20 protein-coding genes and 2 pseudogenes are annotated in these 17,422 nt (G+C 33.3%); 1 reads left to right on the top strand and 21 read right to left on the bottom strand.

Annotated features, from left to right (window positions below):
* Nucleotide 1 precedes the first annotated feature (1 nt).
* Nucleotides 2-874 (bottom strand): polysaccharide deacetylase family protein, encoded by an 873-nt coding sequence (locus tag ACS127_RS12955; protein ID WP_440895458.1) that lies wholly within the window; start codon nucleotides 872-874, stop codon nucleotides 2-4.
* A gap of 265 nt (nucleotides 875-1,139) precedes the next feature.
* Here ACS127_RS12955 and ACS127_RS12950 point away from each other — a divergent pair, with 265 nt between their 5' ends.
* Nucleotides 1,140-1,589, top strand: coding sequence for a DUF2188 domain-containing protein (locus tag ACS127_RS12950; protein WP_440895457.1), 450 nt, complete (start codon nucleotides 1,140-1,142; stop codon nucleotides 1,587-1,589).
* A 246-nt stretch (nucleotides 1,590-1,835) separates the two neighbouring features.
* On the opposite strand, the gene ACS127_RS12945 is transcribed toward ACS127_RS12950, so the two are convergent.
* The 20 genes and pseudogenes from ACS127_RS12945 to ACS127_RS12850 form a co-directional block, all read right to left on the bottom strand.
* Nucleotides 1,836-2,789: a hypothetical protein gene (locus ACS127_RS12945; protein ID WP_440895456.1), complete on the bottom strand. Its 954-nt coding sequence runs from the start codon at nucleotides 2,787-2,789 to the stop codon at nucleotides 1,836-1,838.
* Between the two features lie 168 nt (nucleotides 2,790-2,957).
* Nucleotides 2,958-3,506 (bottom strand): GNAT family N-acetyltransferase, encoded by a 549-nt coding sequence (locus ACS127_RS12940; RefSeq protein WP_440895455.1) that lies wholly within the window; start codon nucleotides 3,504-3,506, stop codon nucleotides 2,958-2,960.
* 86 nt (nucleotides 3,507-3,592) lie between these two features.
* The gene (locus tag ACS127_RS12935; protein ID WP_440895454.1) at nucleotides 3,593-4,510 is read right to left on the bottom strand and encodes a phosphotransferase enzyme family protein; all 918 of its coding nucleotides are present in this window, start codon (nucleotides 4,508-4,510) and stop codon (nucleotides 3,593-3,595) included.
* Between the two features lie 355 nt (nucleotides 4,511-4,865).
* Complete coding sequence (locus tag ACS127_RS12930; RefSeq protein ID WP_440895453.1) at nucleotides 4,866-5,048, bottom strand: hypothetical protein; 183 nt, start codon at nucleotides 5,046-5,048, stop codon at nucleotides 4,866-4,868.
* Nucleotides 5,049-5,145: 97 nt separating this feature from the next.
* Nucleotides 5,146-5,880 carry a DNA alkylation repair protein gene (locus ACS127_RS12925; protein ID WP_440895452.1) on the bottom strand — a complete coding sequence of 245 codons (735 nt, stop codon included), beginning with the start codon at nucleotides 5,878-5,880 and terminating at the stop codon, nucleotides 5,146-5,148.
* 223 nt (nucleotides 5,881-6,103) lie between these two features.
* Entirely contained in the window at nucleotides 6,104-7,246 is a 1,143-nt protein-coding gene (gene tnpB / locus ACS127_RS12920) for an IS200/IS605 family element RNA-guided endonuclease TnpB (protein WP_440895451.1), read from the bottom strand.
* Nucleotides 7,247-7,262: 16 nt separating this feature from the next.
* Nucleotides 7,263-7,667 (bottom strand): IS200/IS605 family transposase, encoded by a 405-nt coding sequence (gene tnpA, locus ACS127_RS12915; protein WP_440895450.1) that lies wholly within the window; start codon nucleotides 7,665-7,667, stop codon nucleotides 7,263-7,265.
* Nucleotides 7,668-7,788: 121 nt separating this feature from the next.
* A complete protein-coding gene (locus ACS127_RS12910) occupies nucleotides 7,789-8,172 on the bottom strand; it encodes a hypothetical protein (protein ID WP_440895449.1) in 384 nt (127 codons plus the stop codon).
* 23 nt (nucleotides 8,173-8,195) lie between these two features.
* On the bottom strand, nucleotides 8,196-8,786 hold the full coding sequence (locus ACS127_RS12905) for an ankyrin repeat domain-containing protein (protein ID WP_440895448.1): 591 nt from the start codon (nucleotides 8,784-8,786) through the stop codon (nucleotides 8,196-8,198).
* Between the two features lie 137 nt (nucleotides 8,787-8,923).
* The gene (locus tag ACS127_RS12900) at nucleotides 8,924-9,829 is read right to left on the bottom strand and encodes a GNAT family N-acetyltransferase (RefSeq protein ID WP_440895447.1); all 906 of its coding nucleotides are present in this window, start codon (nucleotides 9,827-9,829) and stop codon (nucleotides 8,924-8,926) included.
* An 80-nt stretch (nucleotides 9,830-9,909) separates the two neighbouring features.
* Nucleotides 9,910-10,365: a GNAT family N-acetyltransferase gene (locus ACS127_RS12895; RefSeq protein WP_440895446.1), complete on the bottom strand. Its 456-nt coding sequence runs from the start codon at nucleotides 10,363-10,365 to the stop codon at nucleotides 9,910-9,912.
* 90 nt (nucleotides 10,366-10,455) lie between these two features.
* On the bottom strand, nucleotides 10,456-10,704 hold the full coding sequence (locus ACS127_RS12890; protein ID WP_440895445.1) for a hypothetical protein: 249 nt from the start codon (nucleotides 10,702-10,704) through the stop codon (nucleotides 10,456-10,458).
* Nucleotides 10,694-10,873: pseudogene (gene rhuM / locus ACS127_RS12885) on the bottom strand (RhuM family protein); the annotation flags it as partial. The gene ACS127_RS12890 and the pseudogene rhuM, both read right to left, overlap by 11 nt.
* A gap of 122 nt (nucleotides 10,874-10,995) precedes the next feature.
* Nucleotides 10,996-11,124: a hypothetical protein gene (locus ACS127_RS12880; RefSeq protein WP_440895444.1), complete on the bottom strand. Its 129-nt coding sequence runs from the start codon at nucleotides 11,122-11,124 to the stop codon at nucleotides 10,996-10,998.
* Between the two features lie 394 nt (nucleotides 11,125-11,518).
* Nucleotides 11,519-12,058: pseudogene (locus ACS127_RS12875) on the bottom strand (DNA alkylation repair protein); the annotation flags it as partial.
* Between the two features lie 144 nt (nucleotides 12,059-12,202).
* The gene (locus ACS127_RS12870) at nucleotides 12,203-12,562 is read right to left on the bottom strand and encodes a DUF488 domain-containing protein (protein ID WP_440895443.1); all 360 of its coding nucleotides are present in this window, start codon (nucleotides 12,560-12,562) and stop codon (nucleotides 12,203-12,205) included.
* 312 nt (nucleotides 12,563-12,874) lie between these two features.
* Complete coding sequence (locus ACS127_RS12865; protein ID WP_440895442.1) at nucleotides 12,875-15,469, bottom strand: AAA domain-containing protein; 2,595 nt, start codon at nucleotides 15,467-15,469, stop codon at nucleotides 12,875-12,877.
* A gap of 619 nt (nucleotides 15,470-16,088) precedes the next feature.
* The gene (locus ACS127_RS12860) at nucleotides 16,089-16,376 is read right to left on the bottom strand and encodes a hypothetical protein (protein ID WP_440895441.1); all 288 of its coding nucleotides are present in this window, start codon (nucleotides 16,374-16,376) and stop codon (nucleotides 16,089-16,091) included.
* A 226-nt stretch (nucleotides 16,377-16,602) separates the two neighbouring features.
* The gene (locus ACS127_RS12855) at nucleotides 16,603-16,995 is read right to left on the bottom strand and encodes an NUDIX hydrolase (protein WP_440895440.1); all 393 of its coding nucleotides are present in this window, start codon (nucleotides 16,993-16,995) and stop codon (nucleotides 16,603-16,605) included.
* Nucleotides 16,996-17,206: 211 nt separating this feature from the next.
* Nucleotides 17,207-17,308: a CatA-like O-acetyltransferase gene (locus tag ACS127_RS12850; RefSeq protein ID WP_440898138.1), complete on the bottom strand. Its 102-nt coding sequence runs from the start codon at nucleotides 17,306-17,308 to the stop codon at nucleotides 17,207-17,209.
* Nucleotides 17,309-17,422 lie beyond the last annotated feature (114 nt).

Raw genomic sequence — 17,422 nt, 5'->3', positions numbered from 1 at the left:
TTTATTTTAAAAACTGCTCATATTCTTGCAGTTGAACAAACTGATATCCCTTTTCCTTTAACATGCGAATCCCCTCTTTAACTCCACTAGCTATATCACTAGCTGGTTGATTCATATGAAAGAGAAAGATCGATCCTTCTTGAGCTGTTGCTAGAGCATTTAAAATCTGCTCTTTATTAAATGTTCCACCAGCATCCCCTAATGCATTATAATTTACCACTTTTAAGCCTAATTCGTCGATTATCTCGACAGCAACATCATCATAGTGAGCTGTTCCAGACCTGAAATATTTTGGGTATTCTCCTGTTAATTCTTTGATTAATAGCTGATTTTCATATATTTCAGCAAAAGCTTCTGCTACATTTTTCGTTCCTTCAATACCGTAAGCTGCTTCTCCAGTTACTGATAAGGGTTTATGTAGAAAACCATGATTGGCTATTTCAAAAAGAGGATTATTCGCTAGCTCAATAAAAGTCTCTTCATTTGCCTCAATCCACTGACCCGCTATAAACAAAGTAGCTGGAACTTCTTCTTCAATTAAAACATTGATTAATTCCTCATCATAAGAACCAGACATACCATCACAAGCATCAAAAGTTAACGCAACAATTTTTTCATCCGTATCGATTTCTGTTAGCACACCATCTATGTTTTCTCCCCAACTCGTTGGGGCAACATCGTCAAATGTTTCAATAATCATTTCACTTAACGCATCATAATCCTGCGTATGCCCTTTGACAATCTCATTCTCATATTCTATAACCCTATTTCCTTGTTCATTCCTTTGCGCTGACATTCTAACAGAAAAAACTGGATCATCTTCTGTACATCCTGCCATTAGTAATATAACGATTGCTATTAAAATTTTTCTCACAAAAATGCCTCCAAAAATATAGCTACTCTTAAATTTAGATTATATCACAAGAATCAGTCCCAAGCTTCACTAACATCAAATGAGGCATTCATATTAAAACCACTCACTTTTCGTTAAACTTATTATTTAAATAAATAAGATTTTTCTAACAAAAGATTAGCAAAATGATAGTTTTTTAATAGATATGAAAAAACTGGATGATTATAATTCAATAAATTCGGTTATATAAAATTAAGGGTAAAAGCAGAAAGGTGGTGTATGTCAAATGCCTTGGGATACAAATGACTATCCTAGTTCATTGAAGAATTTGGACACAGCAATCCGAAAAAAAGCGATCGACATGGCTAATACCATGGTTGAAGATGGCTATAAAGAAGGGCAAGCCATCCCGATTGCTACCGAGCAAGCTAAAAAATGGTATGCTAATGCTTCAGAACAGGAAATCAATCAAGTGATTTACATGAGTGACCAAGATTTAAAACAATCAGATGATAATCGATCAACTGGAAACCCTGAATTAATGGAGAAAGGCGAGCATGTTATACCTCATGAAAACGGTTGGGCAGTTAAAGCGCAGCATGCAAAACAGCCTTCAGATGTTTTCTCAACAAAAGAAAAAGCCGTACAGCGTGCTGAGGAAATTGCTGAAAATAAGCAAACCTCTGTCATCATCCATAAACAGGATGGCACCATACAGCGAAAGATTGATAAATAGTATGTATTTTTATCAATTTAACATATCAAGGAGTGAACAAAGTAAAGATAGAATATTAGATCACTCCTTTTTAGTTTGAGTTCCCACTTCAATTAGTTTTAACCTTAAGCTGATTTTTTATCTCTTTAGGAGCTACAATTGCAAAATTCCACTTTCATCTTTTAATAAAAAGATAGAAAACGTCGCTGTAAAATCTTTTAAAACATCATGAACATTTCTGAACTCATTTTTATGCTAGAAATATAATCAACTAGCCTCGCTCATTTTATAACTAGCATTTTTAACTTTTCTATTACGTAAAAGGCTGATGACTGTAGGAATGGCACCAAGAGCAGTAAATAAGTACACTAACGCAAGGTCCACATAATAATCACGTGCTTCTATATATCCCTCTGTCATTAATGTTGGTAAAACACGAAAAGCAGTTAGAATGTCTATATCAATAAAATAGTTTGCTACACTAATAGACCAATCAAGCCGTGTACCAAAATAAACCATGATGATCATCACAATACCGCTTCCGATAATGCCTTTATTAGACAGCTTACCACCAAGAAGTTCATAGCCTTTTAAAGAACAAACACCCATAATAATACCAGATACAGCAGAAACATAACCTAATTGTCCAAAAATAACGATTGCAATTACCCCAATTAGAGATCCTAGTAATGCCCCTACTAATCCACCAATTAAGTTTTCTTGCTTCTGCTTTTGAGCATATTCACTTGCAGAAAGTTTATCGCAATGATCCTTGAAGCAGCTCTCACAACAAATCAATGGAATTCCACTCACATTATAAATATCTAATGCTTCTTCTGTTCCACAATCTTGACAACAATTTTGAAAATCCTCTGTTTTTAAAAAATTAGTAATCTTTTCTAATCCTTCTTGTAGCTTCACACCACTTTTCTTGCCAAACATATTTCCTGCTTTTAATGTATAGGTCACTTGGTAACCTTGAACTTTACAATTTGCAATAATCTTTGATTCAGAAACAACCTGTTTGACTAATTCAGAATCAGGCATCTCATTCTTCCGACTAATTGACAATTTCAATGTAAATGTGTATGTTTCGTTGAAGGGTATCAAGCAAACCATATATCCGTTGAAAACACCAAAAATAATCGCCGTTTGTTTGTCAAAGGATAGCTCGAGTTGATTCGCTATTCGATCAAGGGATTTCAAATAGTTTTTATTCATTTCTTCGCTCCTTAATACTTTTAATTTAATATTAAGAAAATTCCGAAAATACGTCAATCAATATTTTTTCCTAAATTTGAATAACTGAACATCTTTAGACCTCAAAAATATGCGTTGTTCTTTTTCGCTTACTTGAACACTCTTCGCATATCCGACACACCATCATGATTATTTAATGTTTAAAAAGTCCTCTTTCTTTATTTCATAGTTTACAGTACTTCGCCAGTTACCTAATGGATCTTGCCATGTATTTTCTTGAATGCCAACCTTTCTTGCCTTAATCTTATGCTCATACACATATTGGGCTCTTTTGTTTTCGAGCATGGTATCCCAGACAATTCTATCTATTGGGAATTTAGAATGAATCGCTTCATCTGTAAAGAGAAATTCAAATAACATCATGATTACCTGAGGTCCATATCCCTGTTTTTGATAATTAAAGTCACATATTTTCCAACCGGCAGATGCCACTCGATCACTTCTCATTTGATAACTTAGTTCACCGATCGATTTACCATTGACCTCTATGATACAAAGCTGACTGAAATGGTCTCTCTGGTGACTGATATTATTTATCGTATCTTCTAAAGATTCTCCTAAGCCATTGGGAAAGCCCGCATGCTCCATTACCTGCCCATCATTCCACCATTGATTTAATTGGACTGCATCATCCATCGTTGCCCTTCTAATGACAACATTATCTTTTTCTAATCTCATCTTTGCCTCCAATTTGTCTCTAAAAATAATCAACCATTTACTAACTTAAACTGAAAAAAGAATACCATTTAATCCTGACTGCTTTCTTATCCCATTCCAGATAGTTGATCAAAATAATCACAACACCATTCCGGAAGCCTTTTAGTAAACCAGGCTTCACCAAACCATGATTCATAATGCAAGACAATTCCTAACAAAATTTGAAAAGAAACATAATAAGAAATTTCACTCTCATTTACTCTCGTACCAGTCACTTCCTCATAACCTTTTATAATATTTGCCCTGCAGCTCGCTTCATCTACAAAGCTGAATAAACTTCCAAAATCCAGCATCGGACTGCTAGAGCCGAATAAAGAGAAATCAATTGGAACCAATCCTTTATCAGTCAGCAAAATATTAGATAATGATAAATCTGAATGAGTAAAAATAGAATCTGATTGTTTTAATCGATAGGCAATTAACCCTAGTGCACGGGTCATCGATTCGAAATGTACCTTATCCAACTTACCGTTATCGTAATAGATAGAAAGAAAATAACTTAGCTTCTGGCATAGATGATGATCATAATGAATAACGTCACTTGCACAATAGCCCTCAGCTGCTTTATGCATTCTCCCCAACATTTCTCCCAAATGATAACCCGTTTTATCAGTCAAATCCTCTTTGTTAAGTATTCTACCTGGAAGCCACATAAGTAGAGTAGCTACGGTTCCATCTTTATGTACTGTAACGAATTGATCCTTTATATTTTTTATCGGCAACTGGAGATTTAGTCCATTAGCCTTTAGATGGATCAGAAATTTCAGCTCATTTTCACGTCTTTTTATTGAATCAACATTATTATCGTAGTGTACTGTAGTAAAATCCGGCTTTGATTTGTGTATTCTAAGCAAATATTTATCATCAATGCAGTAGGTCAAATTTTCATTATGACGAATTAAATCAGCTTTTGCATAAGGCATATCATATTGCCGTAAAATATCATTTACTAAGTTTGGCTTCATTCTAATTCTCCCTTTTTTACATTTAAATAATGAAAATGATATCATTTAATTTTTAAAGTCCATCTTTTTTATAGTTTTCTTGCTCCAACAAAACTATAGTTTTTGTATGTATCAACTCATTCATCCGTTGATGTTTTTTTCTTCCCTATCTTTAATTATACACTAGACTCTAGCGGGTAAAAGATGAATTTACAGAAAATGAGCTCATAAAGTGTAACGTTGTTGAGTGAAGGTTTTCTTCATCTCTCATGAACATCGGTACCACAAGAATGTGTATCTACAGTGATGACTCAAAAACACCCTACCTAAAAAACCTTGAACTTATTAGAGCGTAACTGGTGGTTGAATCTCTCCCTTAGCAGTAACATACTTCCCCATGAACATTTTGAAAAGCTCTGTTAAATGATGTCGGATAAGCATAGCCATATTTAAGCGCAATATCCAATACTTTTTTATCTGTTCGCTGCAAGTCAAAAGCAGCTTGTGTCATTATCTCAAACAAAATTTTATCGCTATCCAATAAAAAAGCCTGCTTCATCGGCGATATGAAACAAGTCTTTATCAAAAGTAAGTAAATATTTAATATATTTTTCCTCTATGCCACACTAAGACGGAAAGGTAGTCATCTATTCTTCTTACTTGAAAAATGATCCTCTTCCACTTTGCTTCCCCATTTTAGAATCTGCTGAAAGTAAGCGTCGTCGCTCGTCAACTTTAACCATTTTTTCAAGTTCCTTAATTACATTTTTTGCAATCCAAACTTGTGCTTTACTCCCACTTTCTTTGAGATGATAAGCGAGTAATAGTGCTTTTTCGTTATAAGTAAAATCTATTTTTCCTATTTCTCTTAATGCCCATGCTACAGCTTTTTTAACGTGATTATGTTCAGTTTCGGAATATTCATTAATTAACTGCAAATAATCATCGATCCTATTATCAGTAATGCCTTTATCATGTATAACTGCAGAAGCCATTAAAGTAAAAGCAGCTCGCTTATAGTAAATTTTTGATGAATCCATCCATTTCCTAATGAACTTATTATAATCAGCTCGTTTAATCAGTAAATTTTTGCATATGTGATCGCATAAATCCCATGAAATAACTTCAGACATGAGGAATTCAATATCTTCATCGGATAATTGGTTAATGTCAAATAAGAGGACAGCTAATAGTTTGGCTCCGTGATATTTTGTTTCCCATAATTGCCAAGCCAATGCATTACTTTTATTTATTTTTTTAGCCATTTTCCGAACAGTTGTCGTTGGAACACCTATACTAAACGCTTTTGGAATTCCCATGCTAACGACATTTGCTTGGTACTTTTCAGAAGCATGGGATCGGAGTTCTGCAATGATCTCTTCACAATTCACTTTTTATCACGCTCCTCTAAAGCTATTTGTAAATCTTTCACATACATCTTTTGTTGTTTCTGTGAACTACTCACCACTTAGCTAAACCTTACGGTTCTTAACGCTTGAAGTGGGAGCTTCTTGGGAACAGAGCTTACTTGCAAGCGTATGTCTTTACTCGCAGCGGTTTCTCTTGTTTACCAAGCTATCCCCATAGTTCCTACGGTTTTTGTTTTTATCTAATCTAAGCTAATTCTTTTATTCTCAGACCTTCGGTCAGAATATTGATACTTGCATTGATGTCTCGGTCATGGATAGTATGACAAATTGGGCAAGTCCATTCTCGAATTTCAAGCGGTTTCTTGCCGTCTTTGTGTCCGCATTCTGAACAGATTTGACTAGACGGAAACCATTTATCAATTTTGATAATTTCACGTCCATACCAGTCAGCTTTGTATTGTAGTTTCGCCACAAAGTTAGACCACGATACATCAGAAATACTTTTAGCTAATTTATGGTTACGCAACATGCCTTTTGTATTTAGGTCTTCAATACAGATAATATCGTGATTTTTGATAATTTCTGTACTCAACTTATTTAGAAAGTCGTTACGTTGATTCATTACTTTTTCGTGCAAACGAGCCACTTTACGTTTCTGCTTTTGGTAGTTTTTAGCTTCAAATAAATTAGTACCTTTCTTTTTAGCTACTAATGCACGTCTTGACAACTTACGTTGTTCACGTTTTAGTTTCTTTTCCATTTTTGATGTGAATTTATTGTTATCAATCTTTTGATCGTCAGAAAGAATGGCAAAATCAGTAATACCTAAGTCAATTCCAATAGCAGAGTTGGTTTTAGGCAACTCGACAACTTCTTCTTTACACAACAAGGAAATGTAGTATTTACCGCTTGAATGACGGGATATTGTAGCAGATTTGATAAGACCTTTAGGTTGTCTATGAAGCTTAGCTTTGACTAGAGATTTCAACTTAGGAACTTTGATAAATTTATTATCAATCAAAGCTACTGTTCCATTTTGATTGTTGGTTGTATAGCTTTGAACAGGATTTTTCTTGCTTTTGAAGCGAGGAAATCCGACGGATTTATCACGAAAAAAATTTTTATACGCCTTATCCAAATTGAGTTGCGCATTCGCTAAAGCAAGGCTATCTACTTCCTTCAAAAACGGAAAGTCTTTCTTGTATTGAGCAGGTGTTGGAAATCTCATTTTTTTAGAAGAATCGTTTTTGGTTTCTTCATAACTTTTCATTCGGTCATTGAGCATTAGATTGTAGACCTTACGGACACAACCAAAAGACTTAGCAAAGAAAATTTCTTGTTCTTCTGTTGGATAAATTCTAAATTTATATGCTTTTAATCGTTCCATAAAGGTCACCTACTCTCTATTTATGGTTATTGCCCTGATTCTGAATATACTTTTTGATGACATCGATTGGTGCGCCACCAGTTGTCATAAGACAAAAGCTTTTAGACCAAAACATTTCTTTCCAAAGAAATTGTTTTACTCTTGGATAATCACGTTTTATCAATCGTGAACTAGCACTTTTATAAGCATTGATGAATTTTGTCAGCTCTGTTTTGGGTTGTGCCTTGAACATGATGTGAACATGGTCTTTCTCATGATTCCACTCAACTAATGTAATTTGATATGTTTCTGAAATACGTTCAAAAGTATTTTTAGCAAATTCAGATATTTCATCATCAATCACTTGTCTACGGTATTTAGTTACCAGCACAAGATGGTAATATAGGAGAAATACTGAATGATTATTAGTATCTAATTCCATTGTTATATCAACTCATTTCTTATATAGACTGATTATAACATAGAACAAAATAAAAAGGCAATAACCCTTACATGTCGGTTTTCGAGTTACCAACGGTAACCCTCATACTGAACGGCATTCATCACCCACCTGTAGAGGATGGGCGACTTCTGCTTAGACAAGTTAAATATATTTTCACAAATGGTTTTAAATAGAACTTTTTTGCATTGATATACTCTGTAAAGTCTATTTCTGTCTTTCCATTCGATTGAGAAAATAACCCTACCCAATATCCAGTCATGTTGTCATTTTCAATTTCAAATTCTAGCCGGTGATAGGGATCTATGACAGTAATGTTGAATGTAGTCGCATATCCGTCTTTTGTATATTCAATAAAGTTTTTAGCATCCAAAACTTTTGTTTGGCTTAAATCACTTCGCCATGCAGAGTCTTGAAAAGAACTAACCACCTCCCACACTTGTTTTATATCATAAGGAAAACTGGCTTTAATATTTGACTTCACCATTCAATCACTCCTTCTGATAATATTCAATCGCCTGCTTGTTTTAAAATATGTTCAATTGTTTTAAATCCACGTTTTTTGGCATGCTCTAAAGGAGTGACGCCATTTTCATCACGAATATTGACATCAGCACCATGATCAACTAACAATTGAACAATTTCTTGATGATTTGTCCCACCATCTCCTAAAATGACTGCTTCCAATAGTGCGGTCCAGTGTAAATGATTAATATGATTAGCATTCGTGTCAGAGTGAGTTAAAAGCTCCTTTACAACTTCGACATGCCCACGTTCTGAAGCAGGAATAAGTGCTATTCCACCATATCGATTTGTTAAAGTTGTGTCAGCACCAGCCCTTATAGCTAGTTTAACAATTTCAAGCAATCCCTCTGCTCCAGCATATAAAAGGACATTATCTTGATTATTGTTACGAATATTAATATCCGCTCCCTGCTCAATAAGTAGTTTAACAGTATCAACATGGTTTCTTTGTGTTGCAGCCATTACTGCTGTTTCACCATCGTTATCTGCTAAATTGATATTTGCCCCATCTGCTAATAATTCTAGAATAGTTTTCGTATCTCCTTTTTCTGCAGCAGAAATTAATTGTTGTTTCAAATTATTTTCCTCCCGTTCTTTTGGTCATCATAATAAATCTTCAGTCTCTTTTCTACTTGGATAACTTTTTTATTCTAAATCCAATTAGGTAAGAAAAACTAGTCAACCAACACATTAAACAACAGTAATGACCCATCCTAACGCTCAGTGCTTAACGTAAAACTCCGCCTTTCTAGAATAGATTCAAACCCAAGCGATTCGTATAAATTCAATGCAATTGTATTAATAGCATCAACGATCAAATTAACTTCTTCTGTGCTTTTTCTTTCAAATGCTTTACCAAGCAAATGATTTAGGATCATTCTTCCATAACCCTTTCCTCGATGATTTTTATCTACACCAATCATTTCAACACACACTTGTTTATTCGTATTCGTTGAAAAATGTAGAACACCATAGGCGATCAGTAGATTCTCTTCAACCAATAAATAAACTTCTCTTTCCCTGCCAATTGTTTTGATTAATTGATTGCTCGTCAAATATACATCTGGGGCAATCTGTTCATGAAGGCTTCTTAATTGTTTTTCATAGGCTAAAGAAAAAGGAAAAGCTAAACTTTTGCCAGCTTTATTTATAAAATTCTCTCGTTTTAAGCCTAGTTCTAATTCAGTTTCTTCAGCTTTAGACTCTAGAACCTCCATAAGTTCAAGGCAATGATTATTTTTACTACTTATGATAAAACTAAAATGATAGGTTGGGTATTCCTTTCTAGCAAGGGCGACCATTTCTTTCGCTACGTTTATAAAAATAGCTTTTTCATTCTCCTGACTATTTACATTGTTACCATCAACAAATGGTCCAACACAGTCAGCTCTGTTAATTTCATCAATACAGTAAAGACCAAGTACTCCACATAGCTTATCATTATCCCATGCTGTGACAACAAGATGGTTTTCACCCTTTAACATATCGTCGAAATCTTTATGAATACTTTCTCTATTTTGACAGCAATATGGAATATGATGTTCCTCTATATTATTTTTGATATGAGCTAATTCTGTTATCGCTTCCAAATCTTTTGACTGGCTAATTTTATAAATCATATTTATCTCCTATTTGAAGAATTTTTCGAACGAGAAAGCCTACTTCTTAGGTAAAAAGATAGGGAGAAAAATCCTTTTGTTTAAATGACTTTATTGATTTCATCTACTAATTTTTTGGGCTTAATCGTCATTTCTACCCATGCCGGTCGAAATCCACTTTTGATCGCATTTCTAACTGATTTTATATTTGACCATGCTGCACAATAAAAAGGGACTTTCCCTTTTTTAATGATTTCTATTGCCAATCGACTGGTCAAAGCTGAAGCAATCCCTTTTCTTCGATAGTCGCTCAACACATCGATCCCAATTTGCCACATCGTCTCACAGTCAGCTGAGCACGCTGCAAGACCAATCAATTTTTCTTTATCATATGCACCAACACCCAATACATCTAAATGTTTTCTCTTTTCACATAATGCATTAGACCAATTATCATGATATAAATCGCCGAAGTTCTCTTGCTCTAAAACCTTTAAATCATATAGACAGTCTTTTTCTTTTAGTTCCGTAATATCTGGCAAAAGGTATTCTGCCATAAAACAGAACACGTAACCCATACTGTTGCAAGGCATCATTTAAAACATGTAAATTGGTAGTGTCGAAACAATGCTCCACAGCGTAATTACTTATGTAAACATCCATACTTCTCTATATTCTTCATTTATAGATGCGACAATATTATTACCATATGATACTAAATGACAATCAAAAGGCAAATCCAAATACTTTCTTGCCTCTGAATGATTGCGAGAAACAACAATCTTATTCTCACTATTTAAAAAATCACTTTCTCCACAATTCAAATCAATCGCTGATTGTTTCATCGACATATGTAATATATCTTTATTTGTCAACATGTAATCATCACCTTTCACGAATACGCTCTAATAATTCATCAAAATATATTCCCCCGCCATTATTTTTTAGAAGATCATCATTCATAGCAAATCCCTTTTTCAGATATTCTTTTAAAATATTGCTTGCCCAAATTCTAAACTGAGTGCCTCGTAAAGATTTTACACGATAACCAACTGAATTGATTACATCTAAATTATAATAGTCTACTTGATAATCTTTTCCATCAGAAGCAGTGTAGGCAAATTTTGCCTACACTGAATTTTTTTCAAGTTCGCCCTCTTTAAAAATATTCCTTATATGTTTACCAATCACACTTCTATCACGTTGAAATAATTCTGCCATCTGGTCAATAGAGAGCAAACTGTGTCACCGTCAAAAGTAGTTTCTATTTTAGTTAAACCATCTTCTGTTTGGTACATGATAATTTCAGAATTCATATTCATTCCCCCTATACACCTTTCCTTTACTATACATGTTTCAGCAAGTCGTTTGCATTCTATTTCCTTTTGTAAGATATTTACTCTATTCATACAGGTTTGAATGTAAGAAACTCAATATATTCGCGTATATTGATGGGCTCCAACTAATTCCGTGGACTATCCTGTTCCCACATCAATGTCGATTTTATGACTGAGATCAGTCATTTTAAACAAACGTTCGTTTGCACTACCGTTATACAAAACAAAGGTTCGTTTAGTAAGTTCATTTTTTATAAAGATACCGATTTCATTTAGCCCGACTCCACTATTTTTCCACTTCTAAGATTGTGAACCTATTCGTTCGGAAAATTTATAATTATACTCTTACTATAAATCTAGATAGTACATATAACTATGAATTTGACGCCTCTATAAATTTAATCGCTAGTTTATGTACTTGTTTTACTTCTTTGGAAGACAAATCCCATCTATTTAATTCAGCTGATACTAAGCCACTAAATTTTTTACTAATATCTCTTAACGCATTTCCGATCGATTTTCGTACATAGCTGCTTTCATCATCTTTGTGTGCCGCTAATAATTCAATTGCTAGTTGAGGATGGTCTTTAAAATACGGACGACTTGTCCAGATCCTTAAGCCTTCAGAAACAGCTCTACGAACATTCGCACAGTCGCTAGCTAACCATTCTTTGATCAACGGTAAAGCTGTTTCGTAACCAATAATTTTGCAATGATTATCAAAAGCCATGGCTAGAATCTCCTGAACCTTCCAACTATCATGTTTACTAACCGTATCTTTCAAAAAAGATAATGCTTCAGTATGTGCATGTGCAGAATAACCCAATAAGAAAATACCTACTTCTTGTATTTGAAAGTTATCTGATTGATAAAGGCCAATCCCAGTATTAAAACACTCCTCCACAGTATAGAACTTATAAAATTTTTTCTGCTTCCATTTTCACAAGTTTCAAACTGTCTTTCTCCGGCAGTAGACTTATATTCTAGTTGTTTTCAGAGTAAAGGATACCTCTTCTCTTTAAAACCTTCATGTATTAGCGCTTCATTCGTGCTGGGATCAAAACTTAGATTCCAGATATTCTTTTAAGACAACAGCATGGTTAACTTGAGGGTCTTTTGCCGCATACAACAAGGTAACCCTATTTTTCTTACTTTGGAGAATGACCTGTTGAACAGCTTCTTGTGCATCAGCATCTGACTCCAGCTCTTCTCGGTAGCGTATGGCGAATTTTTCAAAGTTTTCCGCCTTATGTCCAAACCAGATTCGAAGTTCACGACTGGGCGCAAGCTCTTTCACCCAGCCATCAAGCTGTGCTTTTTCCTTAGAAACCCCTCGTGGCCACAGGCGATCCACCAGTAAACGTATCCCATCACTTTCCTGAACAGAATCATAAATTCGTTTGATTTGTAGTGTCATACAACTATTCACCCCTTTATTATTCACCAGAAAAATCTACGTTAATGGCAATATACCACAATACGTTATGACTAAACCCATTGTCTCTACCATAGCAAAATAACTGTTTTGACATAACTTGAAATGACAATATAAATGTCGTAAGCGTCCACTTAGGTATTGTCCAAACCTTTCTCAAAATAGTTAGGTAAGATTATTATCTAATCATCAAATACTGTTAATTAACTTCGACTGAAAAGGACAAACTTAATGATTGTTTTCATGTAAAGTATATTTGATAACTACTTATCGAAAGGAATGCCTTTAACTTTATTAAACATTTTTAATATTTTCTGTTAGTTGGGATAATTTAAGTCTTATCTTATCCTTATTAGTGGCTTGATGGGTTTCTAATCGTAATATGGGTATACCGTATTTTTCAAATATACCATCCTTCTTTTTATCTCTTGCTAACTGTTCTGGATTATTTAAATGAAATTCAGTACCATCTACTTCAATAGCAAGAACAGGGTTATGATTAAATTTGTTAAAGATAATAAAATCCACACTGCTTCTTGGTTGCCTGATAAATTTTTTCTCAATTTTTGTGCAAATATCCTGATTTAAAAAGATATCAGCGAGCCTAACCTCATGAACAAATTGATAACAATGAAAAAGCTCTTCCTCAAGTAATTCTGATATAATCGAATATATCATCTTCTCACTATTATATTTTATATTCTTTTTAACATTGTCCATCGCTTGCTTTCGTGCCAATAACCTTCTGGAATAATTTTTATATAATAAATCAAAGACGGAGATAACACGCCCTTCTTCAATATTCTTCTGATCATGGTATTCAATATATCTGATGAGATCACCGACATCATTTCCATTCTTATAAAAGGCATCCACATGGGTAATTAAAATTAACTGATTTTCTGCTCGTGATACAGCCACATTGATCATTTGCGGATCATTTATAAATTTCATCTTCTTTTTTGATTTTGCTGATTGATCAAGTACTGTAGAAAAAACGATAACCGGCTTTTCTCTCCCTTGATACTTGTGAATGGTATCCTTCTCAATTTCTTCTGAATTTATTTCGTTTGCATATTCTATTTGCAATCTATAAGGTGAGAGTAACCCAATATCGCTCAGATTGTCAGAATAAAGTTCAATATTATACTGATTTTCGTTTTTAATTAGATGATCTAGTTCTTCTAATTCTCTCTGGTTAAAGGTTCCCTTTCTTCCTCTAGTCAATTCACGCATATGGTTTCCTTCAGCTGTTTTTATAACACTTATTGCATGACTATTCGAGCCGTGGCTATAGATAATTAATTCTCCCTCATAATATTTCATATTACAAAATCTAATAATATCAGGGTGACACCTATAGTGTTCTTGCAATAAAGTTCTTGCTATCGTATCACCATATAAATAATCAAGAGAGTCCATTATATTTTTGGTTTTATAATCATAGGCTTCATCTTCAAAGCTTAGTTCAATTTCTTCCGATATGTGTGGTAATTGCTTTTGATCTCCCACAATAACAATTTTTTTAGCACAGGATAAGGGTAGCATTGCTTTAACAAGATCTAATGTAGAAGCTTCATCAATGATAACATAATCAAACATAAAACCCTTTGCTACCGAGTTTGTTACTGAAAAAGCCGTACTGAGAATGACTGGATAATCTTCAATAAAAGATTCAAAATTCTTTTTATACAACGCTTTCGTATATTGTTTCTTTTTCTTAAATTTTCGACTTAAATAATGGTTAAATATATCTTTCGATAATCGATAATGCTGGTCGGCTAACTCAACGTACTGTCGATTTTTTAATACCTTTTGACATTCAGCCAACTTATCTTCTAAATCTTTGATCTTTAAATCATAATAAATCTGTTGAAAACGGGTGATGACCTCATAATCCTTTTGCTGAAGGTACTTAAACCTATATATACCATACTTCATTAAAAGTTTAAGCTTATGCTTAAGGGTTAGTCGCTCCCTTTCTGTTATCATAATTTGATGATCGACTAAAAAATCGATTATTTGTTCATGACCTAGCCTAATAAAACTGATATGTTTGTTATCCAATCCTTTTATATCATGTGCATTGTTATAATACTCTTTCTCTAACTTCAATGCGTTTAATTGCTCAGTAATTATTTTCTGTTCCCTATCTTTTTCCATCAATGGTTCCAATTGTTTGGTTGATTCTATTAACTCACTTTTAAGTTCCTCAAATTTTTCTTCATCAAGTTCCTTAACATTTAGATTTAATGATTCGTTCATTTGATTTTCAAAAAAATCCTTTTGATTATCTTTACTACCTAATAAAGCAAAAACAAAATCATAGCCAGATTTGATAAGCTTATCTTTAACATTATTTACTGCGGCATTATTATTAGATACAATGGCAACATTCTGACCTCTAATCAAAATATTGGCAATAATATTTAATATAGTCTGTGTTTTACCAGTTCCAGGAGGACCTTGAATAATACTCATTTCATTTTCAAAAACTTTTCGAGTTGCATTCAGTTGACTCTTATTAAATCTAAACGGGAACACCAAGGGATTTTCATCATTAAACGTTTCAAAAGGAGTCCCATTTAAATATTTATGCAATAGCGAATTCTCTTCTATAGTTATATTCTCATAGTATTTACCCATTGCTGAGAAATCATCGGGAGTTTTAATATTCTCGGCAATTTTAGCAAATTTCATAAAAGGTCCAATCGATTTCTTCTTAATAATCACTCTATTTTTTTCTTTACTAAATGGATAGAGGGTATCACTACTTTTATATCTTATTATGTATTCATTCTCTTTTTCTTCATAGTTTGCTATTTCCTTTGTCTTATCCATTCCATCAATAAAAATTTCTTCTACAATCATATTAAATCTCTCTTTCATTATTGATATCTTTATTGTAATAAAACGAAACTTCCATCAGTAGGAGTTTTTTGGATGCATAGATCATTTCGAAGGGATGAGTAACCACACTAAGGAAAACTACAGGACATTTACACCGCGAGAATAAGTGTCTTTCTTATTCTGAGTTCCAGTTTCAGTTAACGCTTATTACAAATATGCTATTTTTTATAGCTATATAGTCCTCCCTATTGTAGCATATATAGCATAAAATGATAAAATCAACCAAATATCAGCTAAATTATAGATTCTCCTTGATAATATTAGAAATTTACCTTTAATGATAGCTGCATTTATATAATCCTGTCATATAACAAGAAATATACTGTTCTTTAAATTAATCCAGAACTAAAGTTGAATATTTAAATATAAATAAGCACCAAACAGTGCTAATGGTAAAAAGCACTTTTTGATGCCTATTTTGGTATTTTCAATTAACAAAATATGAATTTATGGTTATTTTCTTAAATGCTCTTATAGTCTATTAACCATACCGTCTGTATAATCACTAAATAGAATGCTTGAACTAGCCTGCTTTCATTTACAAGTCTATTATTGCTAATAACAAGAAAATTCCTTTTTAGTCTACTACAAACTTCCTTTATAATAAATTTCGCCTCATCATCTCTTCGTGATACAACTTACCTATATCTTCCACCATTTGTGACACTCCTCTTCCATAAATCGTATACGATCTATTGAAAGTGCCTGACTCTCTATTAAAACGATGATACATTTTCATCAATTTCTGATCGGTCATTTTCCCTTTGTTAATTCTTTTTTTATGGGAACGAATCATAATTATTGTGATTAGTTTTAAGTAATTCCTATACAAGAAATAAGTCCCTACAACAACCAAGATCAAAATAAGAATTGCTTTTATGTCCATAGCCTATCTACCACCTTTTAATGAAATATTGTATACGAAATCATTCCAAAACCTTCATCTTATATCAATTATATCATGTAACTGGATAAATTCATCTAATTTTTTGAATTTTTAAATAATTAAAGAGATAACTTATCCTAAAAATATTGTTTCATTTAATGTTTACCATCCAATGATTAAAATGAATTCAAGATGGAGGCAGTGAAATTCAACTCATATTCAAGTATCAGGTAAGTAGACTTTCTATTCCGCCAGGGTATATTGGATATTTTGACTTTATTTTATTAGCGGTTTCAACACTGAACCATTTAATTGACAAAATCTCTTTATCACCTTGGAGTGATGGTGTTCCGCTTATCACTTTAACTTTAAAAGTTGTAAATAAAAGCTGCCGATCTTCTTCTGGTAAGATAGTTTCATTGGTAGATAAGACTTCTTCAACTTCAACGTCTAAACCAGTCTCTTCTTTAACTTCTCTTATTACAGCATTTTCAAATGTTTCATCTTTTTCAACCGTTCCGCCTGGAAAAGTCCAACCTAACCCTAAATTGCTAACCATAAGTACTTGATTTGTCTTATCATTATAAATAAAAGCATAGACTACATTTACATTTTTCAAGGTTATTCCTCCAATGGTTATTAAGCAAACGGTAATAGTTTAATTGTAAAACAAAACTTCAATCAGTGAGTTTTTTTGACATAGACATCTTTTCGGCGAAGTGAGCAGTCACAAATTTATTCTCTATTATCCACTGATTGGAAGTGAGAACAGTTTGTTTATTTCTGTACATCAGCAATACTCGGCTAGTGTGTCATTTGTCTGTTAAAGATTATTCATTAAGCCAATCATGATAGTTATCAGCTAATGCTTGTAAAGAAGTGATAAATTTACCTGTATGAAACCCATCACATACAGCATGATGGGCTTGGATGAATAGAGACAGTGGAAATCATCGATCTTTAATATTTAAATCCTAGCATGCTCCTATCTTTTTGATCAATCATATGAATTGACAGTGGATGAAACTATTTAACCATTCTTCACT

The organism is Amphibacillus sp. Q70 (assembly GCF_052055485.1).
Classification (GTDB): Bacteria; Bacillota; Bacilli; order Bacillales; family Amphibacillaceae; genus Amphibacillus.
This window is presented reverse-complemented; position numbering and strand designations above follow the sequence as displayed.